Origin of the sequence: Nocardia sp. NPDC058480 (assembly GCF_042720495.1) — a bacterium.
Taxonomy (GTDB): domain Bacteria; phylum Actinomycetota; class Actinomycetes; order Mycobacteriales; family Mycobacteriaceae; genus Nocardia.
Window position 1 is genome coordinate 111,121 of the sequence record NZ_JBHXMN010000014.1, and the last position, 26,939, is coordinate 138,059.

Annotated in this window: 20 protein-coding genes; 6 read left to right on the forward strand and 14 right to left on the reverse strand. The window is 63.1% G+C overall.

Annotation, left to right across the window (positions count from 1 at the left end):
• Positions 1–275: 275 nt before the first annotated feature.
• The 5 genes from ACFWO8_RS26535 to ACFWO8_RS26555 form a co-directional block, all read right to left on the reverse strand.
• Positions 276–1,193: an aminoglycoside phosphotransferase family protein gene (locus ACFWO8_RS26535; RefSeq protein WP_378964472.1), complete on the reverse strand. Its 918-nt coding sequence runs from the start codon at positions 1,191–1,193 to the stop codon at positions 276–278.
• On the reverse strand, positions 1,190–2,320 hold the full coding sequence (locus ACFWO8_RS26540; protein WP_378964476.1) for an aminotransferase class V-fold PLP-dependent enzyme: 1,131 nt from the start codon (positions 2,318–2,320) through the stop codon (positions 1,190–1,192). Before ACFWO8_RS26540 ends, ACFWO8_RS26535 begins: the two co-directional genes overlap by 4 nt.
• A complete protein-coding gene (locus ACFWO8_RS26545; protein WP_378964481.1) occupies positions 2,317–4,758 on the reverse strand; it encodes an ATP-binding protein in 2,442 nt (813 codons plus the stop codon). The genes ACFWO8_RS26540 and ACFWO8_RS26545 overlap by 4 nt, the downstream gene beginning before the upstream one ends.
• 64 nt (positions 4,759–4,822) lie before the next feature.
• Positions 4,823–5,404: a GNAT family N-acetyltransferase gene (locus tag ACFWO8_RS26550; protein WP_378964485.1), complete on the reverse strand. Its 582-nt coding sequence runs from the start codon at positions 5,402–5,404 to the stop codon at positions 4,823–4,825.
• The gene (locus tag ACFWO8_RS26555) at positions 5,401–6,654 is read right to left on the reverse strand and encodes a helix-turn-helix domain-containing protein (RefSeq protein WP_378964488.1); all 1,254 of its coding nucleotides are present in this window, start codon (positions 6,652–6,654) and stop codon (positions 5,401–5,403) included. The genes ACFWO8_RS26550 and ACFWO8_RS26555 overlap by 4 nt, the downstream gene beginning before the upstream one ends.
• Before the next feature lie 184 nt (positions 6,655–6,838).
• On the opposite strand from ACFWO8_RS26555, the gene ACFWO8_RS26560 reads away from it, so the two are divergent.
• The 5 genes from ACFWO8_RS26560 (at position 6,839) to ACFWO8_RS26580 (ending at position 9,441) form a co-directional block, all read left to right on the forward strand.
• Positions 6,839–7,096, forward strand: coding sequence for a hypothetical protein (locus ACFWO8_RS26560; RefSeq protein WP_378964492.1), 258 nt, complete (start codon positions 6,839–6,841; stop codon positions 7,094–7,096).
• Positions 7,093–7,425 carry a hypothetical protein gene (locus tag ACFWO8_RS26565; RefSeq protein ID WP_378964495.1) on the forward strand — a complete coding sequence of 111 codons (333 nt, stop codon included), beginning with the start codon at positions 7,093–7,095 and terminating at the stop codon, positions 7,423–7,425. The genes ACFWO8_RS26560 and ACFWO8_RS26565 overlap by 4 nt, the downstream gene beginning before the upstream one ends.
• Entirely contained in the window at positions 7,422–7,880 is a 459-nt protein-coding gene (locus ACFWO8_RS26570) for a macro domain-containing protein (RefSeq protein ID WP_378964498.1), read from the forward strand. Before ACFWO8_RS26565 ends, ACFWO8_RS26570 begins: the two co-directional genes overlap by 4 nt.
• Positions 7,881–8,044: 164 nt before the next feature.
• Positions 8,045–9,316 carry a hypothetical protein gene (locus ACFWO8_RS26575; RefSeq protein ID WP_378964501.1) on the forward strand — a complete coding sequence of 424 codons (1,272 nt, stop codon included), beginning with the start codon at positions 8,045–8,047 and terminating at the stop codon, positions 9,314–9,316.
• Positions 9,317–9,318: 2 nt separating this feature from the next.
• Entirely contained in the window at positions 9,319–9,441 is a 123-nt protein-coding gene (locus ACFWO8_RS26580) for a hypothetical protein (protein ID WP_378964504.1), read from the forward strand.
• Here ACFWO8_RS26580 and ACFWO8_RS26585 read toward each other — a convergent pair.
• From ACFWO8_RS26585 to ACFWO8_RS26605, 5 genes are all read right to left on the reverse strand, one after another.
• Positions 9,421–10,398, reverse strand: coding sequence for an Rpn family recombination-promoting nuclease/putative transposase (locus tag ACFWO8_RS26585; RefSeq protein WP_378964508.1), 978 nt, complete (start codon positions 10,396–10,398; stop codon positions 9,421–9,423). The two genes, ACFWO8_RS26580 and ACFWO8_RS26585, sit on opposite strands and share 21 nt — an antisense overlap.
• A 371-nt stretch (positions 10,399–10,769) precedes the next feature.
• Entirely contained in the window at positions 10,770–14,765 is a 3,996-nt protein-coding gene (locus ACFWO8_RS26590) for a TIGR02680 family protein (RefSeq protein WP_378964512.1), read from the reverse strand.
• Positions 14,765–16,018, reverse strand: coding sequence for a TIGR02678 family protein (locus ACFWO8_RS26595; protein WP_378964515.1), 1,254 nt, complete (start codon positions 16,016–16,018; stop codon positions 14,765–14,767). Before ACFWO8_RS26595 ends, ACFWO8_RS26590 begins: the two co-directional genes overlap by 1 nt.
• The gene (locus tag ACFWO8_RS26600; protein ID WP_378964522.1) at positions 16,015–17,532 is read right to left on the reverse strand and encodes a TIGR02677 family protein; all 1,518 of its coding nucleotides are present in this window, start codon (positions 17,530–17,532) and stop codon (positions 16,015–16,017) included. The genes ACFWO8_RS26595 and ACFWO8_RS26600 overlap by 4 nt, the downstream gene beginning before the upstream one ends.
• 52 nt (positions 17,533–17,584) lie before the next feature.
• The gene (locus ACFWO8_RS26605) at positions 17,585–18,793 is read right to left on the reverse strand and encodes a TIGR02679 family protein (RefSeq protein WP_378964526.1); all 1,209 of its coding nucleotides are present in this window, start codon (positions 18,791–18,793) and stop codon (positions 17,585–17,587) included.
• A 280-nt stretch (positions 18,794–19,073) separates the two neighbouring features.
• On the opposite strand from ACFWO8_RS26605, the gene ACFWO8_RS26610 reads away from it, so the two are divergent.
• Complete coding sequence (locus ACFWO8_RS26610) at positions 19,074–19,757, forward strand: hypothetical protein (RefSeq protein WP_378964531.1); 684 nt, start codon at positions 19,074–19,076, stop codon at positions 19,755–19,757.
• A gap of 373 nt (positions 19,758–20,130) precedes the next feature.
• Here ACFWO8_RS26610 and ACFWO8_RS26615 read toward each other — a convergent pair whose 3' ends face one another.
• The 4 genes from ACFWO8_RS26615 to ACFWO8_RS26630 all read right to left on the reverse strand — a co-directional run bounded on the left by ACFWO8_RS26615 (position 20,131) and on the right by ACFWO8_RS26630 (position 26,934).
• Positions 20,131–21,045 (reverse strand): ADP-ribosylglycohydrolase family protein, encoded by a 915-nt coding sequence (locus ACFWO8_RS26615; RefSeq protein ID WP_378964535.1) that lies wholly within the window; start codon positions 21,043–21,045, stop codon positions 20,131–20,133.
• A gap of 498 nt (positions 21,046–21,543) precedes the next feature.
• Positions 21,544–22,050 (reverse strand): hypothetical protein, encoded by a 507-nt coding sequence (locus tag ACFWO8_RS26620; protein WP_378964541.1) that lies wholly within the window; start codon positions 22,048–22,050, stop codon positions 21,544–21,546.
• A gap of 67 nt (positions 22,051–22,117) precedes the next feature.
• Positions 22,118–26,608 (reverse strand): DUF6531 domain-containing protein, encoded by a 4,491-nt coding sequence (locus ACFWO8_RS26625; RefSeq protein ID WP_378964544.1) that lies wholly within the window; start codon positions 26,606–26,608, stop codon positions 22,118–22,120.
• Positions 26,608–26,934 (reverse strand): type VII secretion target, encoded by a 327-nt coding sequence (locus ACFWO8_RS26630; protein WP_378964551.1) that lies wholly within the window; start codon positions 26,932–26,934, stop codon positions 26,608–26,610. Before ACFWO8_RS26630 ends, ACFWO8_RS26625 begins: the two co-directional genes overlap by 1 nt.
• Positions 26,935–26,939 lie beyond the last annotated feature (5 nt).

Genomic DNA, 26,939 nt, shown 5'->3' on the forward strand with positions numbered 1-26,939 from the left:
CGCGACCGCCAAACCACGCGGACGGAGGCACGAGCAATCATCGGCGACTGCTTGGTCAAGCTTACCTAGGGCAGACAGTTCGAACGTTCAGGGGACAACCCCGAACGGCCGAAGTCACCGCCTTAGGTGGCGTTTGGAGCAAAGATTCGTCCCGTCCCCACTGTTCACTGGGTACGACTCCCGGCGCGTACACTTGACGGTCTCGTGGGCTCTACCAGCAACACCACTATGCGAGAAGCCTCAGGCTGGCCGACTGCGATTGGTGGTCACGGCCGCTACGGTCGCTGGGTTCGGTTGACAACCGAGAGAAAACTTTCGATCCGTTTCCCCGACGCGGGCAGATACGGCCGATACTCAGCGACAGCGAGAACGTAGGTCCACCCAAACATACGGCTCGGTGTCAGCAGTGGGTGAGAAGCCAGATCACCGAGCCGCTCAGGGATGGTGCGGGGTCCGTCCTGGATCGCCACCCACAGGGCAGCCTCAGCGTTCACGTCACCAACGGCGCCGAGCGGGTCGATCGTGTACCAGAGGTCGGGACCTTGCAGGATGTTCTTGGCTTGCAGATCGGCGTGTAGCACGTGCCGTCGTTCAGTTGTGATCAACAGTCGCTCGAACACCCGTTGCGCCTCCTCGAGGTGCCGATTGATCCCAACCCTTTCGACAGCCTCGGCGAACCGCGGATCATCAAATCGCTCTCTGGCCCAACCCATTCGCATCTGCACGACGTCGGCAAGGTCCTTCAACACTGGCGGCTCGGGCAGATCCGGAGCATTGAGCCTGCTGAGCAGCGTTGCGAAACTTGCCGATTCCCCGGGATCGCTGCCAGGCCAGACGACAGTGCCGGGGACGATCCGGGTCATCAAGAAGACCCCTGTATCGATGTCGTGTTGCAGAACCGAGGGCGCCGCATTGCCAGCCGCCCATCGGTCAATCATCCGCATCTCGGTGTTGCCTGCCTCCAGATCAACAGGGATCTTCAGCACCGCCGCGCAACCAGTCTCGACCTCAATGCAGTACGCACAGCACGACATCGCACCGTTCTCCGCGATGCTGTCCAACTCCAGGCCCCACCGCTCGGCGTAGTAGCCGAGTCGGTCGGGCAACGCACCGAGCCAAGCGCGGCCGTCCTGCTCACCGCGCAGGAAGATGATCGCCGCTTCCAGCCGTTCGGGGATTGTCGGGACGTTCATCGAGACAGCACCTCCTTGATTCGGTGGGTGACACGGTCCACGTCGTTCTCATCGTTGTAGATGTGCGTTGCGAGCCGCAGCAGGCATTCCCCCTGGGCGCCCTGGCCGACCCATGCTCGGATCTCCGCAGCCTGCAGCAAGTCCTTGACCTGCAGCGGGTTTGCTCCGTCGAGAATGAAGGCCCGAAGACGAGGCGGCCGGAATTCCGGTGCCGATGTCCATCTTGCCCCGGAGTCGACCATTACGTGGTCTGCCAAGTCTGCAAGCTTCTTGCAGCCGTCGATCAGTCCATCTGACTCCCAATCGGCCCACTGCTCGATCGCTGTCTGCACGGTGAGACGTGGGACCGGATCGAACGTGCCTGGCCAGGAGAATCGCTCGACCACGCTAGATGAATCCCAAGTCAGCGAGACTTCCGCGGGACGAATGAGAGTGTCGAATTCTGAAGCAAGCCAGAGGAATCCGACGGGCCGCAGCGTCGGAAACCACTTGTGCAGAGTTCCGAAGACCGCGGATGCGCCCCACTGCCTGGGTTTCAGCGGAATGTGCCCGGGACCGTGCGCCGCATCGACGATCAACTGCGCACCTCGCTGTGCTGCCCAATTGCCAAGTTCGGACATCGGCAGTTCGATCGCGGTCGACGAGGTGATGGCGCTGACTTGTAGATAATCGACTGGACCTGGTATTTGCGCGTCGAGCTCGGCCATAAGTTCGGTGGTCGACTCGAAAGGCATTGGTACCGACACTGAGATGAGGCTGGCGCCCGCCTTCGCACAGGCAATCTCCCAGGCGCGGCGGATTGATGAGTACTCGACATCGAGGATCACCACAACGCTGTTCGATGACAGCGGAACCGAAGCAATGATCGCGGCGGCCGCCGATGTCGCGTTGGTGCACAACGTAATTCGATCCTGATCGATCCCCAGTGCGCGGGCCACGTCGGCTGTTTGTACTTCGAGTCGCGCGGTGAGCTCAGCGCCGAGATGAACAGTCGGGTCCGATTCGATCTCGCGGCGAAGGCGTTCTCCTTCTTCGATTGCGCGCAGCGAGCTCAGCCCATAGGACGCATGGTTGAACTGAATGATGTCCGCAACCAATGGAAACTGTACGACTGCAGTGGATTTCATAACAGCCCAGCTCTCAGTTGCGCCAAGCTCGGCACATCGAACCGGAAAATCGCGTCGGCTGCTTGCGCGTCCTCCTCGGGCACGCCCAACACGCTGATAGCGAACGAAACCGGATCCCAGACCAGCGGGCGTTCACGGAGCCGTTCGACCAACCCCCGCAAGAGCTGACGAGACTCCACAAGCAGGAAGTCTTCGCCGGTCGCACGCGTCAGTTCGTCGAGAAACTCGCCGCCAGCCACCGGGCTGTGCTGCCACTCGATCTCGGCCAGCTGGCAGGCAAGCGTTGTCGAAATCCGTCCTGCCGCCGAGTCCTGGCTGATGTCGGTGAATACCGCGAAAGCGTTTGCAGCGTTAGGGAACTCGCCTCGCAACCCCAGCACACGACTGAGGTCACGGACGTGCGGTGGGTTCTCACTGGCCACCCCGGAGGTCTGCGACATCTCACGCAACTGGGCAAGCAGCTGAGCCGATCGCTCGAGCTCCATGCAGGCCATCGTCTTCTTGCTGAGCCAGTGCACGGCTTCGTACTCGGCATACGGATGTCCAGCCGCGGCTGCAACATCAATCGCTTTCTGCAGCCACTGTTCGGCCTCCATCGGCTGAAACGCGGCCAGGTGCGCGAGCCCGCGGTGACCGAAAGCCCGTGATTGCACTTCGGGGTCTGCGGACATCGCTGCGACCTGGTCACACAGGTCGATGCACCGCACGCAGTCCTGAACCGGCCCGCACAGCGCGACCTCGGCGTAGAGGTTCAACGTCTCCGCGAGCAAATCGCCAGGTTCTGGATAGGCGACCGCCAACTGGTCGAGTACGTCCACCGTCTCCGTCCAGCGGCAAGTCATGCGCAGGGTTCGCGCCCACAGCAGTCGTACACGTGCCACCAAGGCGGGATCCGCCGTCTCAGCCTCAGGCAGTTCGAGCGCAGCTACACACGCGTCCACTCCCCCGACGTGGTCGCCGCCGGCAGCGAGGCATTCAGCCAGTAGCGCGAAGGCATCGAAGCTCGGTGCGTTTTCGACCGCGATCCGTGCGAGGTCGCGTGCTTTCGAGACCGCTCCCAGCGCGAACTGACGTCGCGCGGCCTGCAACGCAAGCCGGCCGGCCTTCCCGCTGTTGCGTGCTTCGACAGCGACCGCTGCCGCGCGCACCCACAACTCGTCGTCCCAGTCCTGCTCGGCTTCGATGATCTGCAGCAATTTGGCGTGGTGCCGCCGCCACCGCGGCCCGTTGGCCACGCCGCGCTCGCGCAATACCTGCGCGAAGAGCGGGTGATGAATTCGGTAGCGGTCGTATTCATTTCGTCGATCAGCAGGGCGGACGAGGTCGTGCTCGTCGAACAGAACGTGCAGTCGCTCGAATACATCGTCGATGTCGAGCCTGGTGAGTTTGGCGAGGTAGTCGACTTCGAAGTTGTAGCCGATCAGTGCCGCCGTCTCGAGCAACCGCAGATCCTCGGAGGACAGGTAGGACAGTCGATCCTCGATGACGGCCGTGATCTGTCGTGGCGGAAGGTGACCATTGCGTTGGTTCACGCGCGCCAACGACTCCGCGAACAGCGGATTACCCGCGCTCAACCGGACGATCCTCGATACCGCATGTGACGCGATGCTCGGACCGGCGACGGTTCGACGGACCAGCTCCTCGGTGTCTTGCGGCGACAAACGCGGCAGATCGATGACTGGTGTATCCGGGAGGTACCGGCACAGTCGAAAGACCGTCCGCTGCAACGGATGCGTCTGCTCCACTGACTTCAATTGATCGGAGCGGTACGCAAGGACCAGGACGAGTGGGCCCTTCACCCGCAGCGCGATCGTTGTCAGAAGGTCGATGGTCGCGGTATCCGCCCAATGCAGATCATCGAGCACCATCAGCAGCGGAGCGTCAGTGACGATATCCTCGATGAGGCGGAGTAGCTGGTCGAGGCGGCTGTCCATCTCCGTCCGATCACCACCACTCGCGGCGTAGGACTGTCCGGTACGGACGCCAGCTGCGAGAACCTGGCCAACGACCGGCACAGATTCGATCCAGTCGGGTGCGTTTTCCTTGAAAGACTGAGTGATTCGATGCCAGCGGGAGGGCGAACTCGATCGTTGCGCCGAAGCTGCCATCGAACGCAGGCACTCGCGCACAGCCTGGAACGAATCCGAGGCGAGCGAATTCAGCATCGCTTGGCCATAGCCGGTCAACAGGTGCGCTGCGCTGTGCCGGGCGGCAGCCTCGTGAGCGAACACCGTCAGCAGGCTCGTCTTCCCGACCCCCGCCTCGCCGCGCAGGACGATAACGCTCGCCTTCTTCTGCTCGACCGACTGATCGACGGCCCTCAACAACAGCGCCAGCTCGTCGATTCTATCCACCAGCGGGGCTGGTGCGGCTGTCCCTGGCAAAGCGTTCCCCTCGCTTATGGTCCTTGCGCTACGCGCATGGCTTGCACGCATCATAGATGGATGGACGGTTCGATCGAGAGCTGTTGCGGTGCCGTAGGATTGGGCAAATTTTCAGCGGCTACAAGGATTCCTCCTCGAGGTGCTTCACCAATACATCGAAGGTCGGCGTCGCATCAGGCCACGTGGGGGTCAGATTCCCGACACAGGCCCAACCCCAGCGGCGATACGCGCTGTAAGCCCGGTCGTTGTCAGGATTGACCAGCAGCGTGGCACGAGCCTCGGTGCGTTCTGCGAGCAGCTCATCGTGAAGAGCATGGGCGATACCGCGGCCTGAGTGAGACTGGTCGACCATGACCTCGCTCAGCGCGAAAGTCCTTGCGCCACTTTCCTCGATGAATTCCGTGACCTCTGCGGATTCGTTCAGTTGGAGGCCAACCCACCATGCCGTGTTGGGAGTCAGCGGCCATCCCCAGGTCTGACCGACCGCGACGCCGTTCAGGTAGGCGACGACGAGTTCGAAACCACTTCCGCGTGCAGGATCGGTGTAGGCGTCGAAGCGCTGCATGAACGTCTCGGGCGAACTGAAGGCGCGTCTCGATTCGATGGCGTCACGATAGGACCGGCGATAGACGTCTTCCACGACGTCACGGCCTTCGCGCGCAGCGTCGGCCGTGTAGTGGGCGAACTCCAGACCGTTCACGCGGTCAGGACTTTCCGATCGAGCTGGTCATACCGGTCGGCGAAGCCAGAAGACTTGGCGGCGTGGAGCGCTCGAACCGGGGCCATCACCCGAAGAGTGCGGGGAGATCCGATCACGTCGAGGGTGGCTAGCACCGATTGGGCCGCCGATAGCGCTCCGCGCGTATCCCCCACGGCGGCAAGGATTGTCGCATGCCAAGCGCGGGTATTTGCCTCGTTTCGCACACTCTGCCCTTCCATCGCGCGCGCGTAGTGGGTGAGCGAGGTGCGATAGTCGCCGAGGTCGCTGTGCGCACGTGCCTCGTGTCCCGCCAACTCGGACGGGTCGACAAAGCGCAACCATCGCGGGCAGTGGCCGAGGAGTTCAGAATCCAACGCCGTATTCATCGCGGAATGTGCCTTGGTCATCGCGGTTCGGAAGCCGTCGTGGTTGCCGACCTGGGCCCAGGCCTGCGCCTTGCGAACCTCGATCAGCGCGTGCACGCGGCCAGGCTTCCAGTCCTCGGCCAGGCGGTCTGCCCGGCTCGCGTTCTGCAGCGCCAGATGCGGGTTGCCCGTGCCCTGCCGAGATAGTCCGATTTCCTGGTTCGCGGCATTGAGCAGAGCGTGAACGGCAAGCTCATCGTCACCGGACAGCATGGACATCTCCAACGCTGTGCGATAGGAGGAACGGGCAAGGTCGTGGCGATCCGCGTCATAGGCGAGCCAACCGGTGATGACAGCAAGGTTGCCCACGGCGCTCGCGGCGGCCGCACCCATAGCCGGATCGCAATGGGCTTCATCGAATTCACGACGAGCTCGGGTCAACGCGGAGCTCGCGGCTTCTACCAACCGGGCTCCGCCCTCGCGCTGATCGCGTTGCGCGAGGTCCTCCGCGTAGTCGACCCAGGCCCTCACCTCGTGGAGCCCAATGCGCGGTTGCCGAGGGGTCGGCCCCGCGAGCGAGATGGCACTCGCGGTAGTCGCGATTCCGAATCGTCTACGGTTCACGTCGTCCTCGCTCTCCGAGTCCAGCGCCGCAAGCGCCGACTGCATTCGCTGGAGCTGCTCCGCGGTAAGTCGGGCGAGCAGTGTGTCGAGCGCAGCCGCCGACGCGCCGCGAACCGGCTTCGCCTCGGTGGCCCGACCCTCCCACTTGCGAACGGTGACGGTCTCGAAGCCTAACCGCTCAGCGAACACAGACTGGCTCTCCCGCAACGCGTCCACCCGCAACGCCCGCACGTGCACTGCCGTCCATTTGCCGACGATCATCGTCGCCCCCGTCTTCGCCGTCGTCGATAGGTCGGATTGGTATCACCTTCGTATCAGGATCGGCGCTGTTGGAAACCAACCTCGCCCACCACGCTGGAAGACATCTCGTCCACCCTCTTCCAACGTCGTATTCCCAGGCTACGCGGGCAAACGTGAGAAGAATACGCAAATCCAGGAGTCAACGATGTCGACCATCGACCAAGCGCTCGTCCTCCGCATCCTGCAACCCGGCGGACAGCTCACCGACCGCCAAATCGCCGCCAACACAGCACTATCCATCCGCCGAGCCAGGCGTGCACTACGCACCCTCCACCTCAATGGCCTACTCCGCGAAGTCACCCACCGCCACGCCTGGGAACTCTCGACCTGCGGCCACGCCTACACCAACACACCCACCGGCCAAGCCATGCTCGACGTACCCCGATCGGCACTCGTCGGATGAAACCCATCGCCATCGGATACCTGCGATCCGACATCTCCGGCACAGCCCAGAACTGGGATGAGATCCGAATCCGCTCCCTCGCGAAGCGATACGGCTACGACCTCGCTAGAACCATCGTGTTCACCCCACGGACCCCAGACCCGATCACCCGATTGATCACCACCGCCCACCGGACCGCCGCCGAAGCCATCTTCACTCCCCACCTCGCGCACCTCGGCGCCGAACTGCCCAGCATTCTTATCCGAACGTGCGACGTGATCACCGTCGATGACGAGAACACCTATGCAAGGGCGTATTTCGTTTGCCGTAGCCGTACGGTGATCACATGATCCGTGAGCAGTCCGGCGACCTACTCCGCGCCGACGTCGAAGCGCTCGTCAACGCCGTCAACACCGTCGGAGTGATGGGCAAGGGGATCGCGCTGAAGTTCAAGCAGACCTACCCGGAGATGTTTCAGGAGTATGCCCGAGCCGCACGGGCGGGCGAAGTTCAGATCGGTGCGATGCACGTGTGGGCAACCGGCGCCACGAGCGGTCCGCGGTTCATCATCAACTTCCCGACGAAACGGCACTGGCGCTCCCCCAGCCGCCTGGCCGACGTAGCCGCGGGCCTACCGTCCCTTGCCGAGACCATCGAGCGGAACGAGATCCGGTCGGTGGCCATCCCGGCGCTCGGCTGCGGGCATGGTGGCCTCGACTGGGAAAGGGTAGAGCCGCTGATCCGTCATACGCTGGAGCCGTTGTCCGCGGTGGTCGATGTTCGACTGTTTCCACCGTCGGCCTGAGATTCAGGCATCACGAACCGGTTGGTATTTGCTTCGACCGCTCGGGCCGTTGAGGTAACCCATAAGGCGATGTCTGAATCTCACCAAGACTATTGGACCACCAACGATCTCGAGAATCTGCAAGTAGCCTGGCCACACAGTGCCAGCCGAGCAGAGGACCAACGGTGGATCAGCCCCATAGCGAGACCGCTCTCAGCGTTTCCGTTGAACCGGAGGGGCTACTTGTCGCCGGCGACGCCGACGATGTTGCCACGTACTTGCGCAAGCTGCGCTTCAACGCGGTGGAGACGGTCGAAGTGGTCGGCGTGGACGCGCAAACCGTCACCGGCGCGGCTGCCCTGGCCACCGGGCTGGCCGCGATCGGCGCTCAGCACGGAACCTTCGTCCGGATCCGGCCGGCCGATGTCGAGTTGTTGCGCAAGTTCAAAGTCATTCCTGGGGAATCGGGCTTCAACCGGATGACAGTCACCGACGTCGCTGGGCGTTTTCGCGGCCAAATGCAATGGCAGCCAGCACAACTGGCAGGGACCAAAGCGCTCTCGCTGCAAATGGCCGTCGCGACGATCGCTCTGCAGACCGCGATAGCTGAGACAACTGCGGCGATCGAGCGTGTCGAAGGCACCGTTGATCAGGTGTTGAATCTGGCCAAGGCAACCACGATCGGTGACGTCATCGGGCATCACCGATCGTTGACGCGGATCGTGCGCACGCTCGATGAAACCGGCACGCTGCCCGCGGTCGACTGGGACTCGGTCGCACACTTGGGACCGACAATCGAGACAGTCGTCGAACGCCTGCGCGCCCACATCAACAAAACCATCGATGGTTTCGACCGCACGAAACCCGTGCAGGATCGCGCCAAATACCTGACACGGGCAGTGAGCGACAATCGCCTGGGTGAAACCCTCGAGTTGCTCGTGCTCGCGCAGGATTCGATGTATCAGTGGCAGCGCCTGCGCATCGAACGAGTCCGCGAAACCGAGTTCGCCAACCTCGAGCTGGTGATCGCGACTGCCCGCCGAATACTCGCCGAACAGCTCGACTCCGACAGCGAGCTGTTGCTCAAAGCTCGTGCCGAGCTCGCGAGCTACGCGGCGATCAAACCCCTCGAGCTCCTGCGATGGTTGTCGACGACCCAACTCAAGCGCGACGTCGTGCAACTGCGGTGCGACCTCGACAGTTTCGCGACCGCACGTCGAGCAGAAGTCCTCGGTTGGCACGATCATGAGGACCCGACGGTTCGAGATGCGCTCGCCGAACTCGGAACTCGCGTCAAGTCCTTCGGCGACTCGGCCAAGGTGCTGGGCTCGCGCGGACTCGACGCTGGCGCGACCGGCTTGGACATCCTCGGCCGCAGTGCCCAACGCGTCGCGGCCCACCGCCGCAGAGAAGCCAAACCGGACACGGACAACACCGAGTCACCGTGGAGTAAGTAGCGGTGGCTGACATCTTGCCGAAGACCGAGCCGAAGACCGACGACAGCGCCGATGCCGAAACGCGGCGACTTCCACCCCGGGCGGCCGCGGGCAATACCGCCGGACTACGCGAACACTTCCGCTAAGGAACCAGCGGTCAGCACCCGCCTGGCCCACACGTGAAGTTCGTCAGCATCAGCCACCTGAACCCGCTCGGTCACGGCGCTCGGCAACGGACCGAACTTGACTGTCAATTGCTCGACCAGCATCTCGACACGGCCTGCCGCGCGCCCACGCGCTTCTCCGCGCGCTTCCAGCCGTTCCGCTGTGGTCATCACAACTTCCTTCGCTCGAGGACCGAGACGATCGGTCAAGGGCTGCAGATCAGTGACGCTCACGTCGCCGACGATGAACAGATACGTCACCAAAATATCGAACTCGCGGGCACCCGAAGGACCATCCAACAGCGCCCGTAGCTCGTCAACCACCTCCATGATATCCGAGCCGAGGTGCGGATTACCTGGTCCGATCTTGTGCATGATCAGCATCAGCCGCGCTGCCGGGGTCAACTCGCGTGCTCGTAACGCCGCGACATCCAACGGGGCGACGTCATCGAGAAGGAACTCGAACCGGGGCAGGTACCGATACAGCAGGTCGCGGGCGCAGTCGTCGAGGTCGATCAGATCGCTGAGCTGGGTGGGAGCCGTCCAGCGCAGACCCGTATGGGTGCTGTGCACTACAAGCGGGATGACAACGGGAAGTACCTCCGGCTTGGGATGCTCATCCAGGTGACGCCGCCATATGTTGACCACGTAGCTGAGCATCCGGAACGCCATCAGCTGGTCACTGCACGACTGGTGCTCGATCAGAATGTAGAGATAGGCACCGCGGTCATCGATCGTGGTCCGGTACAGAACATCGCTGTACTGAGACCGGAGGTCCTCGGTGATGAAGCTGCCCGACACCAACACCATCCCGTCGAAATCGATGCGAGCGGCCAGTTCCGCATCGATGTTGACCCGGATCTCACTGGCCGCGTCGGCCGCACGACTGAGGACCTCACGAGCGTAGGCATCGTGCGGGTTCGAGGGCTTCTTGGTCATAGCCGAAAGCTACCGTTCGCATCGGGCAGGGCGCCAATCAGATCATGGTGCGCGACAACGCCGTTCAGCTGCACATAGATGTTTCGGCAGTACGCTCTGATCAAAGAGCGTACGGCTGCGAACCAGCCCGGCGGTCGGTTACGTCGACTCGGGTGGTCCCCCATTGGATTGATCGAGCCCTACAGCTCGACCGATGGGGCACTCGAGGCCGAGCCGTTGGAGGGGCACACCGCCGTTCGTACTTTGGTGCCTCACGGCGAGATTCCCCTGCACATCCTGTCGCTGATGGCAACGGGCAGCTTCGACGGCTTGTCCTGAGCCACCCCGGCTGGCGCTGGTGACTGGACCCGCAAAATCGAGGCCCAGTCAGTTCAGGTGGAAACCAATTCCGCCCCGTCCCAAGTGAATCGCGCGGTGGTCACCGCGTCGCTCTCGTCACCGGTGACGATCTGATGAATCGCGATCCCGCTCAGCTCGGAGTACATGCACCATTCGTGGTCCGAGGTGAGGATCAGATCCAGGTCGAGGGCGCTGAGCAAGGCGAATATCTGCCCTCGATTGACCGTATCGACACCGACGAACACTTCGTCGAGCATGATCACGCGCGGCGCGGTCGGCGTGGCCTGATAGTGCGCGGCGACCGCGGCGAACAACGGCAGATGCAGTGCGATCGCCTTCTCACCGCCGGAGAGCGCACCGTGCAGTTTCTTGGTGAGTTCCTGGTAGCCCTCCCCCTTGCCGCGGTCGATCATCACGACGAACTGGTGCCAGGCCGTGTAGTCGAAGACTCGTGCCAGCTGTTGTTCCCAACTGGTTGCGCTGTCGTCCGACTTGGCTTCATCGATGCGGTCACGCAGGAACTGGTGCAACGCTTCGCGCCCGTCGGCGTTGATACCGGCCGGTTCTTTCAACAGTAGCTCGCGGGCTGCTTTGGTGCCGGCGGGGAGGTCTTTCCCGACCCGCCACTGCAGTTGCACGGCCACATCGGAGGCGGTGCGCACACGAGCCAACCGATCGTTCATCGTCTTCACGAGTCCGTTGGCCTGGCGGATACGGTCGGCCAGGTGGCGGCGGGTGTCACCGGTCAAGGTCTTGTCGAACAGGGTGCGCTCGTGTTCGGTGATCTCGTTCTTGCTCTGTTCGGCTTCCCGATGCAGGATCCGCTTCAATTCAGCGGCGCCGACCCGGATTCCGTCGATGACCGCGGTGAAGATTTGCACGTCGCCGGTGTTTTCGAGCTCTAGATCGGCCCGGGAACTGAGTACCGCACGGCATTCGTGGACAGCGCTGGACAGCCGGTTGAACGCGCCGCTCACGTTCGCCGGAGTGTGCGATACCGTCGGCCACGCCGCGGTCAGCATCCGAGCTGCTTCGAGCGCGGCACGAACGCCGTCGGATCCGTCCAGGGTTTCACGGAAGCGATCCAGCTCGGCGAATTCGGCATCCGCGGGCAACGTGCCGCGGGCGAGCACCCTGAAACGTTGGGCCGCGGCATCTCTGGCTTCGATTGCGTCACGGTGGGCCTGGCGATCGGTATTCGATTGCGCCTGCCACTTACCGATATCGATGCGCAGGTCACCTGAATGCCGACGGGCGTTCTCGAGTTCCTCTGTTGCTCGGGTGATCTGCTCCTTCGACGACGCGATGTCGGCAAGCACTTCACGGTACTCCCGGCCCACCGAGTCCTCGATCGTCTGCAGTTGTTCAGCGACGTCGACCAGTTCCGCGAGCGCTTTGCTCGCGGCTTCCTCCGCGCGGCCTGCCGCAGCGCCGGCCAGGTCGGCCGAGCGGGCGGCGTCGCGCTCGGTCGATCGCGCGTGCTCGAGGTCGCGGACATGGTCGAGCCAGGTGTCGGCCTGCCCGCCGAAAGACCTCAGCGCCGATCGCACAGCCTCGATGCCGACTCGGTCCGGCGGCAGTCCGGTGGTGGCGCTGAGCGCGTTCAACGAATGCAGCGCTGTCCGGACCGCCGCCTCGGCTTTGCGCAACAGTTCAGCGGTATTGTGCACACTCCGGTCTGCTGCTGTCACCGCCGCTTGCGCCGAAAGGACAGCCGAATCCGCTGCTACCAGCGGGCCACGATCGGGACGTGCGCTGTACTCAGCGTCAATTCTGCTGCGTTTACGCTCCAATCCACCACGTAGTTCATCCAACTCGTCGATCTGGCTGTCGAGTTCACCGATCCGGCGATCGAGTTCCGCCAGAGTCCGCGCCCGCTTGCGCGCCTGAACTTCGGCGCCGATGAACTCCGGCTGGTCCTTGCTCCAACTGCCGATCAGATTGGCGACCCGCCAGGTGCCATCCGCACCGATCGCGACGACACCGTTCGTCGGCACAGACTCCCCGAAAGCGATGGTCATCAGTAGTCGGTTCACCCGTGCGACCGGCACGGGGGTGCCATCGAGCGCGACCAGTACGTCGGCCAGGGTAGGGCCGGGCAGTGGCTCGAGCGCGCCCGGCGCCGCGTAGACATCGTGCCCCGATATCTCACCGCCAGGACCTACCCAGGCGTCGAGCAAACCAGCCGATTCCAGGGCCGCCTCCACACCCACCGCGGTCGCCGTGGAGATCCCGTCAGCGAAGTCGACCAGCCGCCACAACGGTGCGCCCGCCATGGCCGATCGGTCGGTGGTTCGCCAACGCGGTGCCGCCGGCTCGATGTCGCGCAGTGCGGCAATGCGCGCACGTTCGTCCCGTAATTCGTTTCGCGCTCCGTCAGCGGTCGTGCGGTCGCGAACGCACACCGCGGTCCTGGACGTCACGTTCTCGATGGCGGCATTCACCGCCTGGGTCACCTGCGCGGTGAACCGCGGTTCGACATCGGCGGCGGCGGTCAGTGCCGCAGGATCGAGGGCCAGTTCGTGGCAGTTGGCCGCCCACTGGCCGATCTCTGTACGCAAGGTATCCACGGCGTCGGCGCGGCGGTCGGTTGCAGTGGTCAGCGCACCGTCGGCATCCCGGAATTCCTGGCGAGCCGCGTCCACCGCCGCTTCCGCGGACTCTCGACCTGAGGACACACGCCGGTGTTCCTCCAATGCACCTTCCATACTCCGCAGTTGGTCTTCACGCGCTTGCACGGTATTACGGATCAGCATTCGTGCCTGTTCGGATGCGGGATCGGCGGCAACCTCATCCAAGATCGCAACCATGCCGCACCGCTGTGCGGCCTGACGTGTCTCACCCGCACTGCGGTCGGTGAGTTGGGCACGGGTAGCGGCGTTCTCGGCAGCGGACAGGCTGGCCTGCGCCGCGTCCTCGGCTGCACGCTTGCTCAACATGGCTGCGTCGGCAGCACCATCAGCTCGCTGCTGGGCTCCTCGCTGCGTATTTCGCAACTCGTCGAGCGTGGAGCCCACCTTGTAGGCCTCGGACTTCATCAACCCCTCTCGGTGCGACGCCAAGCGTGTCGACTCACCCGCGAGCGTCTCTATCTTCAGCTCGCTCCGCTCGAGCTCGGCGCCGGTCTCAGCCAGCCGCGCAGCAGATTCCTTCTCCGCTTCCGACCGATTCGACAGTTCGGTCGTCGCGGCCACGAGTTCGCCCGCCCGAGCGCGCATCACCTGCTGTGCATAGGAACGCTGCTGCCTGGCAAGCTTGTCCACCGCCGCAGCCTCGATCGCCAACCGGTCCAGGCGTTCGCGTTGCGCGTCGAGCCTCTCGAAACCCTCTGCCAAATCCGCGATTTCGTCGTGTCCCAAGGGTGGCAACGCCTTGGAAAGCAATCCTGACAGCAAACCCGGATCGAGGCGCTGTGACAGTTTCGGCATCCGCAACTGCAACAAGGCGGTGATCAGTGCGTCGTAACGCTGTTCGGACAGGCCGGGAAACAGCTTCTTGCGCACAGCATCTCGATAAGGGCCACCGCCGTCGTGAACCACACCCCCAGAGCCGATTCGCGCCTCGAGCTCCTTGCGGGTGATCGGCCGATCGGCATCGGTGATGACCAAGACCCCCTCTTCACCCGCGGCACCGATGCGCTGACTGGTGGTGAAGTAGTCCACGTGCACGTTCGATGTCCTCGACGTTGCTTGCAGGCGCGCACCGCAGGTGAACCATTCGGACACCGAGCTATCGCGATGGAATTCCAGCCATACGTAGCCCACCCGGGTAACGCCGCTGGCACCTTCCCCCATCATGTTCCAGTGCATCGTCCGTTCGTTCGTCCCGAAGGTCGACAAGCGGTTGGCACGCAGGCTCGCGTCGAACAGAAACGGCAACAACAGTTCGAGCGCTTTGGACTTGCCGCTGCCGTTCGCCCCACGCAGCAACAAGCGGCCGTCGTGGAATTCCAGTACCTCGTCGTAGTAGCGCCACACATTGAGAATTCCGGCACGGCTGGGGATCCAGCGATCGATCTCGTTGAGCATCAGGACTCCTCGTCGGCGGTCGCGCTGCGGATCTCGCGCACTCGATAGCGCGCGGCGGCGGGCAACGGAATCACCAATCCCGCAGTGGTGGTACGGATCAGCTGGAATTCCCGAAGCACGACGAGCGCGTCGGCGACCAACCGAGCTGGCCCGTCGTCGGCCTGATACGTCCGTGCCCAGCGCGGAAATCGTTGCAGCAGTGTCGTCGCGCGCCGCCGCAACTGTTCAACGGTGGTCGGGCCGACCATCTCGTCGAGCAGCAGTAGTCCGGCCAGTTTGGCGGTGCTCGTGTCGTCGGGGAATTTCGTGTCGGTGGCGATGGCGTCCGGGTCGACGAAGAGCACGCCCTCGGCGCGTTCCTCCAGCACGAACCCGCCGATCTCAGCGGCTTCACGGAGGAATCGGCGACCGGTGATCGAGGTCAGATACGCGAGCTCATCGGCATCGAGATCATCGAAATACAGCACCGGATCATCGACAACGCGACGAAACACGCTGTGCCGCAACCACAGGTTGCGCTGCGTACTCGACACAGTGCTGGTATCCGCATGTCGACCGAGTGGTCCGGCAGCATCGCCGTAACGGGGTTCGCGTGTGAGCTCGCCCAGCACCGCAGACAATCGGAGCGCGACCTCGGCGACCGGCACACCCATCTGCGATGGCCCGACCGTATTCGCGAACAACCTCAGCAGTCGCGTGACATCGACGCGGAACAGGACCTTCGCCTGCTCGGAATCGACATAGGAGTCTGCTACCCCGTCGACCGGATCGAGCACGCCATACGACTCGAGCAGTCGCAACGCGTCGACGAAAGCACGGCGTTCAGCACGGTTGGCCGTGTCGAACGTCGTGAGCAACGGGTCGCTCCCGGTGGCTGCCTGAACATTTCCCGCCAGCAATCCGATGGTGGTGACCTGTGTTGTACACAGCTCGGCCGCCACGACACACAGCAGGACATATCGGCGCCGGTCGAACGCGCTCCTTTGAGTTCGGATCCGTTTCGCGGAGCGGCTCGCATCGGTGGCCACCCGAACTTTGGTCAACCGCGCGTAGCCCAGTCGCGGCTCCACTGTGACCGACCAACCGCAGTAGTAGTCGAACCACTTGGTGATCGGGTCACGACGACGCCGGACCACATCGAACCGATCAGGCGCGAAGTTCTCGGTGAGCATCGGTTGGACCAGCAGATACCGGATCCCTCTGCCGACTTCTTCACGCTCAGCGATCGCGAGTTGGTTGGTGAGATCACTCATGACCGTCGCTGTCCGACAGTGCGGATCCGAATCTGATAGTCAGGCCCACGAAAAGTGCCACGCGGCGTGCACAATTCGGCTACCGCGCCAGGAGCACCCGCAGACAGCGAGATCTCCACCCGTCCATCGGTCGTGGTCGACCGCCGCACCCCGGACGCGTCGGGTGCGGCGCCGAGTGCCCGACCGAGCAGGTCGAGTAGACGTTCGAACATCGCGTGGTCGAGGTCGACGAACTGCGCCAGAGTACGGACCTCACCCCCGGTGTCGAGCATGTCCCACGCGGCCTGGAGTTCGGCCCGTTCAGCCGCCGCTTTGACCGCTCGTTCCTTCTTCAACGCGGACACGTCCGGGACCGATCCGGTGCGGCCGATCCGTTCGGCACGCCCGGCGCTGCGCAGCAAGGGCGACACCTCCACCGGCGGGGCGCTCGACCACGGTGCCGTATAGCCCACCAGTTCGGGATCGGGGTGTGCCAGGTGCGCGTGCCGGGCCGGACTCAACCCGAACGCGGTCGACCACAACCGGTGCAGGTCGTCTTCCTCTGGCAACACCGTGAACCAGCGGGCCAGTTCGCGAAAATCAGCGACCGCGCTGCTGGCACGCCGACGTGACTCGGTGAGCCGATCGAGCACCTGCAGCAGGGTGATGATCGCGCGCCGCCCCACTTGCCGCAGCTGGTCGATTCGCGGTGCCGAACCGTCGACGGGCAGGAACCACGCACGCAGCCCATCCCAGCGAGCGCCACGCTGTTCCAACCATGCGGGTGCGGGGTCGGTCCCAGTGAGCGTGGGCAGTTCAGCGCCTCTGAGCGCACGCTGGTGCATTCGCGACACCCCGAAACTCTCGATCGTCCCAATACGCGTGGCGATAACGTGGCCGCGGTGGTCGATGTCGTTGAGAAACTCCTGCAGATAGGCGACGGTCGCCGCCTTGACTTCATGGAAGACCGCCAGATCGACACCATCGGCCCGCAACAGTCGCTGCAGCTCGCCGTTGAACTGTTTGGTGTTGGCGCGCAACCCTTCCAGGTGCGTTTCGAGTTCGAACAAGACTGTGAAGACCCGCTTGTCCGAACCACTGTCGAGTTCGTGTGCCAAGTCGGCCAGCCGATCACCGATGGCGTCGAGCACCGCGGTCTGCAAGGCACCGGAGGAGACCAGCACGGTCATCGCGTGCACCACGCCGGCGAAGGCGGCCTCGCCCTGTTTGGTCAGGGAATAGAGAAGATTGCGACGTTCGTAGTCGAGCGCGGTGCGGTAGTTCTCGGAATGGTTCTGGACGACATCGACCAGATTCCACTGGCGCATCTGTTCGAGCGATGCGGCGAGGTCACCTTCAGCGACGGCCCCCATGTAGCCGACAGCGCCCAACCGACCACGGAGATCGTCAACGCTCAGCGCTGTTTCGAGGCGCTCGTTGGCTTCGCCGAACGCCTGCAGAATCGCCATGTAGAGACCGGAACGTTCACCGCCGGTGAAGCGGAACATATCCGGTGGCACACGGATCGGGTCCATCCCCAGCCCCTTCCAGCGGTATGACGGCAACCATAGACGCGGCCACCGACAACTACGGTACGAGATCGGCCAGCAAGATTTCGACGACTCGTTCCTCCGGCACCGAGACCCCGATCCGGCCCAAATGCCCAGCGAGCGCACTGTCCCACGGGACACCGGTAACCCGCCCGACTCCAGGTCCGTCACTCACCGCCGCCAGATAGTCGCTGCTGCCCATACGCCATGGCTGAGCACCGACGCGGGCCACCAGGTGCGCCGCAATCCGTAGACCTTCACCGTCGAAGTCGCCGTGGTACTTCATCCGAGTACCGGCTCGGCTCAGCAGGTCGAGCAATCTGATGCCAGCGCTGTTCGGCCAGCCGGCCGTGCACACAAGAGGCGGACAATGGCTCTCGAACCGCCGAACGGCCACGGCGAGCACACTCGGATTCTCCACCACATGGACGACCGACGGCACAGAACCGAACGACTCCACAGTGCGCAATTGCTGCAGCGTCACCGACGCGGCGACCCCGCCATCGGCACACACCCGCAACATCTTCCCGAGCACCCCGTCCGGATCCAGCCCACCCAGCCCCGCCACCAACACCGTCGAAGACAATTCATCGTCGGCCACGCCGGCCGACACCCACAACCGCCGCAACTCTCCAGCATCAGCAGGCAGTGGACAATCGTGAATGACGGAGAGCGCGCGAATCACCACGCCCTGCAGACGAGTTCCCTCGTCGAGCGCGTGCGGATCCCCTACCGTCTCGTCGGCGAAGATCGGCAGCGGTTGTCCCTGTGCCGGAATTGCGCGCAACACTCGGACAGCCTTCTCCAACAGCTCCCTGGTCCGCTCGACCGACTGCTCGATCAACCCTGCCCGTTCCGACGCCGCGACCCACCCCGCCAACACCGGCTGGGCCGCCACCACAGGATGCGCTCTCAACCACGCCCACAACGCCTGTCGATCCGATGCCCGCGCGGCCCGCGCTGCGGACCGGTCCTCGATCGGCCCGACAATCTGCTCAGCAACCTCTCGCCCCGTCAGCCCTGTCAACTCGACCAGCACGGCGTCGAGTTGCCGACAGTTGACGGTGTGCGATTCTTCGGGCAACACCGCCATCCCGAACAGGTCAGCCAATGCCGTCCGCTGTTGTGACGTCATCCCCGGGACTTTCACCGACGCGACCGCCCGACCACTACCGAGACGGTGATGTAGTGCTCGCCACAGCGGCATGAGGTCAGGCGACAACGCGCCAACGGAAGCCTGCGGCATCAGCGACACCGTTCAGAACAGACCACGGCACATCCAATCAGGCAGCAACTCGGAGCAACAGTTGGTGGTCACGCGTTTCATCGACGCAGGCCGATTCGGACGAGATGTCCAATCGGAGGTGCCGGACCATCCGTCAACTGGTCCAGCCTATACGCGTGCCGACGCGATATTCCCGCGGTCGGACGGGTACTGCGCCGCGCCGGCATTACTGTTTGACGATCACCCGCCACGCCGCTAGGACATTGAGCGACAACAGGATTCACCCTCAGGAGTTCACACCTTGACTATTCACCGGCCAGGACTTCCGGACGACCTCCCGAAAGCCGAAATACTGTGGGCCCGGTGGGCGCTGATCGCCGCTGTTCGCGCGGACAGCACCGAGGAGGCCGCTGGACGTGGCTATCGCAGCGGCCACTGGATCGACACCGACGGACTCCACTGGGATGACTCCGGCTGCACCTGGTGGACGCTGTCCCGGATGGGCGCGGGCAGGTTCGTACTCTACGGGGAGGATGAGGCGAGCAAGGTGAAGTGGCATCAGCCACCGATCGACATGCTGGCAGGTGCACCGGACTGGCTCCCGTACGCGGAGCTCCACGATCGGATCGAGGGATCCGAGGTGGGCAGCGTCTACTGGTATGCGGCCGGGGTATGGGCTCGTGCGCCTTACCCGGATGATCTCGGTGACGATGGCTTGGAATGCGGCATGGGAGGCCTTGCCGACAGGGACGAGGTTCTGGGAGCGTTGGTTCCCCATCTGACCGAGCCTGTCGACGGGCCGAGCATCGACAGCCTGCTCGCCGACGCCGAGTCCTACCGACTGAAGCCCGATCTGCTGCTCGAGCGGCTGCGTAGCGAAACCACCCTCGATCCCCCGCCGGACCGCGACGCTGCGGCCAGAACCCTCGCCGCCGCCGGGATCACCACACAGCGCCCGATAAACCCGAAACTGGACGTACGGTAACCGCAAAGGGTCGGGCTTCGTCTCACACCGAACGCCGCGCGTCCGCGGAAACAACCGGCACCTGGTGCAATCCACACCATCGTGCCCTGAGCTGCGGACCAGACAGAACCAGGCGAAGCACTGGCCGTGGACCGCGGCCAACGGGATCGCCAGCGACCCCGCACCATCCGCGGCGAGCCCTCTCTCGCCGGACGCAGAACGTTCAGAAGTAGTTCCGACGTTGCGACCACCGGCTTCCTCTGGCGCACTCAAGAATTCGACATCGGACGAGTGTCACTTGCCTGGGGCTCCTGGTTGCTGCGCAGGTCGATGGCGATGTATTCACCACAATGGGAGTAGAGGTAACGGGTGTCGCCGCGAACATCGAACCAGCTCAGTTACCTCGGAGTCGGCGGCGCGACGGGCTGATCGAGGTAAGCCAGGAGGGCAACGGTTCGCGAGCGGCGAGCCACGCCTGGGGCACCCCGGTTCCAGTGGCGGTGCCGGTGTAGGCGGCGACGATTCCCCCAGCGATAGCGCAGGTGGTATCGATATCGCCGTCCGCTTCGATGCAGGCGGTGACGGCTGCCGGGTAGTCATCCAAATGTGTTGAGGCGGCCCACAATGCGAACGGTACCGTGTCCTGCGCCTTCACCCGAGATCCGTTACCCAATTCGTGTGCCGCCTCGGCGATGGATGAGCCGAGCAGGTCACGAGCACGACGGACGCCGCGCGTTGTCTCGCCGGGTTCGAGACGGTCCAGGACAGCAGTGAGGAATTCTGTTGCCGTGGGAAGCTTTTGGGTGCGGCGGGCATGAGCGGCCTGCCCCGCAGCGACCGCCACCGCAACCGCGCCGATCACTCCGTCAGGGTGCATATGGGTGACCTGCGCCGACCGAACTGCTTCGATGACAGCCCGTTGGGGATCGTCGAAGTAGTAGGCCCCCAGCGGGGCGACCCGCATGGCCGCACCATTGCCGCAGGAACCCTGACCTTCGAACACCCCTGCGGCTGCTTCTCGCCAGTGCGCACCATTGCGGATACGTCGAAGCGTCGTGACCGTCGCATGCCCGTAGTCGCGTTCCGGGGAGAAGCGGCGCGCGAAACCCGCGGCCAGCCGGTCCTGATCGGTGCGCTGGTGGCGACATAGTTCGGCGACGAGGCTGCACGCCATCTCGGTGTCATCGGTCCAGTCCCACGGTGCTGATGGAGGGTTACCCGACCGAAGGTCCGGAAGTGACCTGCCCATGATGAAGAACTGCGCCCCCAGCGCATCGCCGACGGAGAGCCCATCGAGCGAATCGAGCATCAGTTCGACACGACCGATGGCGGGGTCCGAACGCCATCTCCATCCCATCACGGTATCGACAGCCCTCCGGGTCCGGCCGCACAGACCAGCTGACCTGCACTTATCGCCGCTTTAGCGCGCCCAGGCTGTTTGCCTTCGGCGCGTTCGGGGTCCCGGTGGTCGTCACGCCGTGGGCTCATACGGATGTCCTTACAGTTCCGCCAAACCGGCCAGCATGGGCTGGCAGCCAGGTCAAACATCAGGCAATCAGATCAACCATAGACTGGGCAAGTTCGGCGCTCGCGCTCCCGACAGACGTACCAGCCCGCAGACTATGCGGATCTCCCCAAACGTCATTCACCACAGCCGAGCCAAAAGAACACCCGCCGATCGCCACTATCGCTGATGAGATCTGCCGGACTCCGCTCGCAAAGATCTGCTCGTCGTTCACATACGATCCGCTGCTGAAACCCTTCAAACAGTATAGATCGGGCGGCGGAACGATCTCGCAATCGAGCATTATCTATTTGTGATCCTGCGGGTCTTCAGATTGATCTCCCATACGTAGTCTGGCACCAGCTCCTCACCTTCCTCCTTCGTGGTTGTCACAATGTCAGCGCCAGCCTCTGTCAGGTAGTGAATTTCATCGCGGAAGTTCAGATCCGTCCGCCTTGCTAAGCCGCCGCGAGGCTCGATTGCAACAAGGAGGTCGTCGAAGTATATCTTCTCCGGTATATCGGCTATCAATTCCGCAATCGGAGTGGGAATTAAAGTCCCCCATTCCAGGCGATGCACTGACAGCTTTATTCCGAAGGATACCCACCCCTCGCCTTCATCGGGATTGAAATCTATTTGAACCAGCCCGTAATCGCGTCGCATCCATGCACGTTTTTGATCAACTTCCTCATAGAATTCGGATTCGCCCATTACTTGATCGATACTGCTTACACTCGCCCCATTCCGAAGTCCGAACAAGGAATCGGAGAGCGCTACTTCTGCAACGAATTCACGGAAACCTACCGGCATCAACCTTGCACTCCTTTCAGTTTGCACACATCGCATCCTCGACAAGTCCTCAGAAAAATATGATGCATCATTCGATACGCTCGAGCGCCTTGATGAGGAAGTTCATTTCTGCCGCCTTATTTTTCGCATTTCCCCAATTGTGCGCGTTCATTTCGGTCATGGCCGCCCGTGATTTATCAATCAGGTCCGCACGAAGATCGGCATTAGAGTATATCTCGGATACGACGCGGCGGAGCTGAGCATCATTCGGCGTTCCGTTTGACATTCGCAGGCCTTCTACCCCGATCGACCCGTCATGATGGGCAAACACACGCACCTCCTTACCACCAATGTGCACGTGCGCGCCCTTTGTCGCCCAGTCCGCGCTCATCGACGAGACCCTGACGGGGCAGGGCGCCAGCCCAAGAGGATCAGCCCAGGTTATGGGGTTGTCGGGATAGATGTTGGGGTTAGGCGACGGCGTAAGGCCCAGAATGTCTTGAGTGAGGTAGCGGCCGGTCTCCGGGTCATAGTAGCGATGGAGGTTGTAATGGAGGCTGGTTTCCGGGTCGTATTGTTGGCCCTGGAATCGATGGGGCGTGTCGGGACCCGTCCAGATGGTTTGGCCCCAGAGCGTGGTGGTCGCCGTTGAGCCTATTTCTCCGGTTGCTGGATCAGCGAGATGGCTCGGACTGCCTTCTAGATTGGTGACAATTGCCCAGAATTTGTCGTCCACAGATTGAGTCAGGGGGATGTGGGTTGCGGGATGGTTGGTCCAGGTGTGGGTGCGCGCGCCAGCATGGTTTGCGGTCGTTTGTTCGGTGAGATGAACTCCATCCCAAGAGAATTCGGTATACGTGTTGCTGGCGTGGTGTTGCTTGCTAGTTCGGCGACCGAACGCGTCGTAGGTGTAGTACCAGATGGCGTTGTCCGGGGTGGTTACTTCGACGAGTTGGTCGAAGGCGTTATACCGGTAGTGCCAGATAGCCGGCTTACGGGAAATCCGGGTCTTTTCCTTACGGACGAGGCGACCGGCCGCGTCGTAGCGGTATCGGGCACGCCCGGTGCGGACGAGCAGATTGTGGTGGTACTCCAAACGCTGGTCTGTGCCAGGTACGTCCGTTTGGTAACCGGCAGCGATGGGATCGGGTAGCGCCGGTGATGCTGGAACCGCGACAGTGGTGAGATTCGACAAGGCGTCGTAGGTGTACTGCTCGGAGGCCCCGGCGCCCGGGCTCGCAATGCGGGTGATGCGCCCGACCACATCCAGGGTGTAGTCGCGCCGTCGGCTCGTTGCGGGCGTGGTGATCGTATGGCAAGAAACGTACCCATCCGTACGCCAGGTGTAATCGTCGCGCTCTAGCAGTTGGGTGGGCGAGCTGGTCCGCGGATCGAGCTGGACGAGTTCGCGACTGAGGGTGTACCCGGCAGGACTATAGGTATTGTGTTGGCCGATCCCGGCACTGCGCCAACTATTCTGACGCCCAATCGCATCGTGGGTGAAGTCGAATCGGTGCCCGTTGGAGATGAGGGCCGCGACTTGTCCTGTCGGCGTGCGTTCGTACGTGGTCGTCGCGCCACTGGGAGTCGTGTATCCGATTCGACGACCGTGACTGTCGTAGTCATAGGCAATGGTATGACCGTCGACATGCTGCGCGAGGACACGCCCTGCCGAGGTGCGTTCGAAGGTGACAGTGTGGATGGTGTTGTTGTGGTTGCCGTTTCGAGCAGTCGCGAGCTGCCCAGTCGGGGTATAGGTATTGGTGATCCATTCACTGGTGTCGGTGCTGACGCCAGTGAACCGGCCGAGGACATCGTAGGTGAGGCGACGTTGCACACCCGAGGGTGTGATGATGGTGGTTGGTCGATTGAGCAGATCGAACTCGGTCTGGGTGATCGATCCGTTGTAGTCGGTTTCAGTGCAGACGTTGCCAGTCAGGTCGTATTCGTAGGTCCAGGTGTCGCCGAGCGGGTTAGTGACCGAGGTGAGTCGGCGTTCGGTGTCGTGGGTGTAGGCGGTGATAGTGCCGTCGGGCGCTTCGCGGGTACTGACCAGGTCGAAAGTGCCGTAGGTGTAGCGAGTGAGCGCACCGATCTGGTTGGTGTGGGCAAGCAGGTTCGCTTCACCGTCGTAGGTCCACGACTGTGTCGTGCCGTCGGTGTCTGTGCGGGAGAGCAACTTTCCCTCAGCCGAGTACCCGTACGTGCTGATACCGCCGAGCGGATCGGTGATGGTGATGGGTCGACCGAACATGTCGCGCTCGACAACGGTGACCGTGTTGCCGGGTTCAGTGATCCGGATCGGCAGCCCAGCGGCGTCGATGTCGATACGGGTTGCGGCGCCCGTCGAGATCGTGATCGAAGCCGGTGCACCGCACGAATGGTGGGTGTACATGGTGGTGACACCGTCGGCATCGGAGATGCTGGTGATGTTGCCGTCGACGTCATAAGTGCTGGGAGTCGTCGTGCCGTCGACATCGGTGACCGTGGCCGGACGACGCGGGGCGGCGTAACTGACCGAAATGGCTTGCTGGTCTGGGCGTCGGAGCAGAACCAGGTCGCCATCGTGGTTGTAGAGATAGGTGGTGGTGTTGGCGTAAGCATCGACATAGCGGATCGGCTGGCGGTACTCGTTGTAGTCGGTGACCGAGGACGCACCTCGCGGATCGATCAGGTTCCGTAGACACAGGTCCTCGTCGAACTCGAAGGTCGTGGTGGCGCCGAGAGAGTTGGTGTGGTGGGTGCGGGACCGACGGAATTCGGGAAGGACTTCGTAGGCGAAGGTCGCGGACAGGATTCCGTCGGTCCCGACCTGTTTCACGACCCGGCCGAATCGGTCGTACGTGTTGTGCATTTCCGTACCGCGGGAGTCGCGCCATGACAGCATCCGCGCGTCGCTGTCATACCGGTAATGCGTGGCGGCACCGACGCCGTTGGTGACGGCGGTGAGATCGCCTGCTGTGTAACTGAATTCACGAACTTGGGTTGTTGCGGATGTACCGTCTGGATCCGAGCCGACGACCGCCAGACCAGTGACGCGAGCGCCTTCAGTGGTGATCTCAATGCGGTAGCCACCGGAATGGGTGATATGGGAAGGCGTGCCTTCGGGGCTGTAGTGGAATCGGATGTGGTTCTGGTGGCGGTCGGTAATCTCGGTGATCGCGTAGTTGCCGACTTCAGCTCCGAATCCCGACAGCGCCGGGTCCGGGATGAAACCCCAAGTGATTTCGCGGTCGGAGTCGTGAACAAGGTAACCGCCAGTCTCGGTGCGCGTAATGGTCGCGCGGATTCCGTTGTGCACCGGGCGGACCGGGACATCGGGGACGGTGTGGGGGAACTGCCACAGCTCACCATCGGGTCCGACGAATCGGACCCCGACTTGGTCGACGGTCACCCGCATGTCAAGCGTGGCCGCCCACGAAGGCCCGAACCAGCGACCGAACCGATACGAAGATCGGTGCCGACGGGTCAGCACCAAAGCCAAAACCCCAGGAAGGTCAACATCGGTCTCGGGGAGCAGGAACTCACCGGTCGCGACGTCGACCGGGTCACCACAGTCGATGGTTTGCTTCGCGGTCTTGTTGAGGTCGGGCTTCTCCGAGCCTGACTGGTCGGGAAGCTTTCCTCCATCGCCCGGGGTACTCGCTGGTTTCGTGCCTCCCGACGTGTCCGGACTCTCGGGCGTCTTTGACGGTGTGTCGGGCGTGCTTGCCGGGGTCGTCGGAGTGTCCGACTGTTTCGTGGTCGACGGTGTTGTCGAGGTGTCGGTGTTCTTCGCGCCCGCGGGGCTGGTGGTGGTGTTGTCGGCGTTCTTCGAGGTCTTCGATGGGGTCTTCTTGAATGCCTTCGCGATATCGCCGAACGCTGACTTCAGCTGCTTGAGTAGCGGTTTCAGCTTCGACATCGTCTTGGCCAGCTTCGAGAACAACTTCGAGATCGTCGCGACGGTTTTGGCGATGTAGGCGGTGGCTTGGACCGCGACCAGCGGGGTCGCCAGACCGACCGAGAACACCAGTTCCGCGGCCCAGACCGCGAGGCGGCCGACGGTTTGGGCTACCAGGTCTCGGACGGTTTCGCGGACCGCGGCCACGATCCCGCCTGCCATGCGGATCGCGGAGGCTGCGGCCGTGGCTGCGGTGTTGGCGGCGGTGAGCAGGTTCGTGGTGTTGGAGGCCGCAGATTTGTAGGCGGTGGCGGTTTGGCCGGTCCAGTCCGCGACGTCAGCGGTGACCGCGGCGTTTTGGGCGGTGGCTACTTCGCTGATGCGAGTCGCGACGTTATCCCAGGTTTTGGCATAAGCCTCGATCTGGGCAGGGTCGCCCGCGATCCAGTCCAGAGCATCCTGGAGGGGTTGGCAGTGTTCGATCAGCCAACCGACACCGTAACCAGCCAGGGTGCCGAGCGGGTCGACTACCAGGGAGACGGCTTCGGCGCCGAGACCGACGACACCGAGGCCGACTTCGATCCAGGAACCGCCCGAGATCGCGTCGGAGAGGTCGGTGACGGAGCTGACCAGGCTGATGCCGGTGGACCAGTCGGTGGTGTCTTCCTTGGCCGCGATCAGGGGGTTGGCGGCCATTACAGGCCGGACTCTTGGGTCTTGAGCGCTGCGGCGTTGGTGGTGTCGCGGGTGGTGAACGCGTCAGCGACGGCGGTCAGGTTCGAGCTGGTGTTACCGAAGGCATCTATCGCGGCCTGGATCGCGTCGATGCCGTCGGTTTCGACCGAGTCGACGAACAAGGGACCGAGGAAGGCACAGAGTTTACCGAAAGCGTCCGAGGGGGCTGAGACGGCTTGGGCAGCTTCGAGCGCTTCGGTCAACCCTGAACCAGCCGAGGTGACGTTGGTGGCGTGGGATTTGATCTTGTCCGGGGAGATGCTCAGTTCCCCGCCAGCGCTTGTCATGTTGA

Excerpts from the sequence above, each read along its gene's own strand:
- ACFWO8_RS26565 (WP_378964495.1), top strand. The coding sequence starts at position 7,093 with ATGAAACCCATCGCCATCGGATACCTGCGATCCGACATCTCCGGCACA.
- ACFWO8_RS26595 (WP_378964515.1), bottom strand. The coding sequence starts at position 16,018 with ATGAGTGATCTCACCAACCAACTCGCGATCGCTGAGCGTGAAGAAGTC.
- ACFWO8_RS26535 (WP_378964472.1), bottom strand. The coding sequence starts at position 1,193 with ATGAACGTCCCGACAATCCCCGAACGGCTGGAAGCGGCGATCATCTTC.
- ACFWO8_RS26540 (WP_378964476.1), bottom strand. The coding sequence starts at position 2,320 with ATGAAATCCACTGCAGTCGTACAGTTTCCATTGGTTGCGGACATCATT.
- ACFWO8_RS26585 (WP_378964508.1), bottom strand. The coding sequence starts at position 10,398 with ATGACCAAGAAGCCCTCGAACCCGCACGATGCCTACGCTCGTGAGGTC.
- ACFWO8_RS26560 (WP_378964492.1), top strand. The coding sequence starts at position 6,839 with ATGTCGACCATCGACCAAGCGCTCGTCCTCCGCATCCTGCAACCCGGC.
- ACFWO8_RS26605 (WP_378964526.1), bottom strand. The coding sequence starts at position 18,793 with ATGCCGCAGGCTTCCGTTGGCGCGTTGTCGCCTGACCTCATGCCGCTG.
- ACFWO8_RS26545 (WP_378964481.1), bottom strand. The coding sequence starts at position 4,758 with ATGATGCGTGCAAGCCATGCGCGTAGCGCAAGGACCATAAGCGAGGGG.
- ACFWO8_RS26570 (WP_378964498.1), top strand. The coding sequence starts at position 7,422 with ATGATCCGTGAGCAGTCCGGCGACCTACTCCGCGCCGACGTCGAAGCG.
- ACFWO8_RS26630 (WP_378964551.1), bottom strand. The coding sequence starts at position 26,934 with ATGACAAGCGCTGGCGGGGAACTGAGCATCTCCCCGGACAAGATCAAA.
- ACFWO8_RS26615 (WP_378964535.1), bottom strand. The coding sequence starts at position 21,045 with ATGCTCGATTCGCTCGATGGGCTCTCCGTCGGCGATGCGCTGGGGGCG.
- ACFWO8_RS26625 (WP_378964544.1), bottom strand. The coding sequence starts at position 26,608 with ATGGCCGCCAACCCCCTGATCGCGGCCAAGGAAGACACCACCGACTGG.
- ACFWO8_RS26590 (WP_378964512.1), bottom strand. The coding sequence starts at position 14,765 with ATGCTCAACGAGATCGATCGCTGGATCCCCAGCCGTGCCGGAATTCTC.
- ACFWO8_RS26555 (WP_378964488.1), bottom strand. The coding sequence starts at position 6,654 with ATGATCGTCGGCAAATGGACGGCAGTGCACGTGCGGGCGTTGCGGGTG.
- ACFWO8_RS26600 (WP_378964522.1), bottom strand. The coding sequence starts at position 17,532 with ATGGACCCGATCCGTGTGCCACCGGATATGTTCCGCTTCACCGGCGGT.
- ACFWO8_RS26620 (WP_378964541.1), bottom strand. The coding sequence starts at position 22,050 with ATGCCGGTAGGTTTCCGTGAATTCGTTGCAGAAGTAGCGCTCTCCGAT.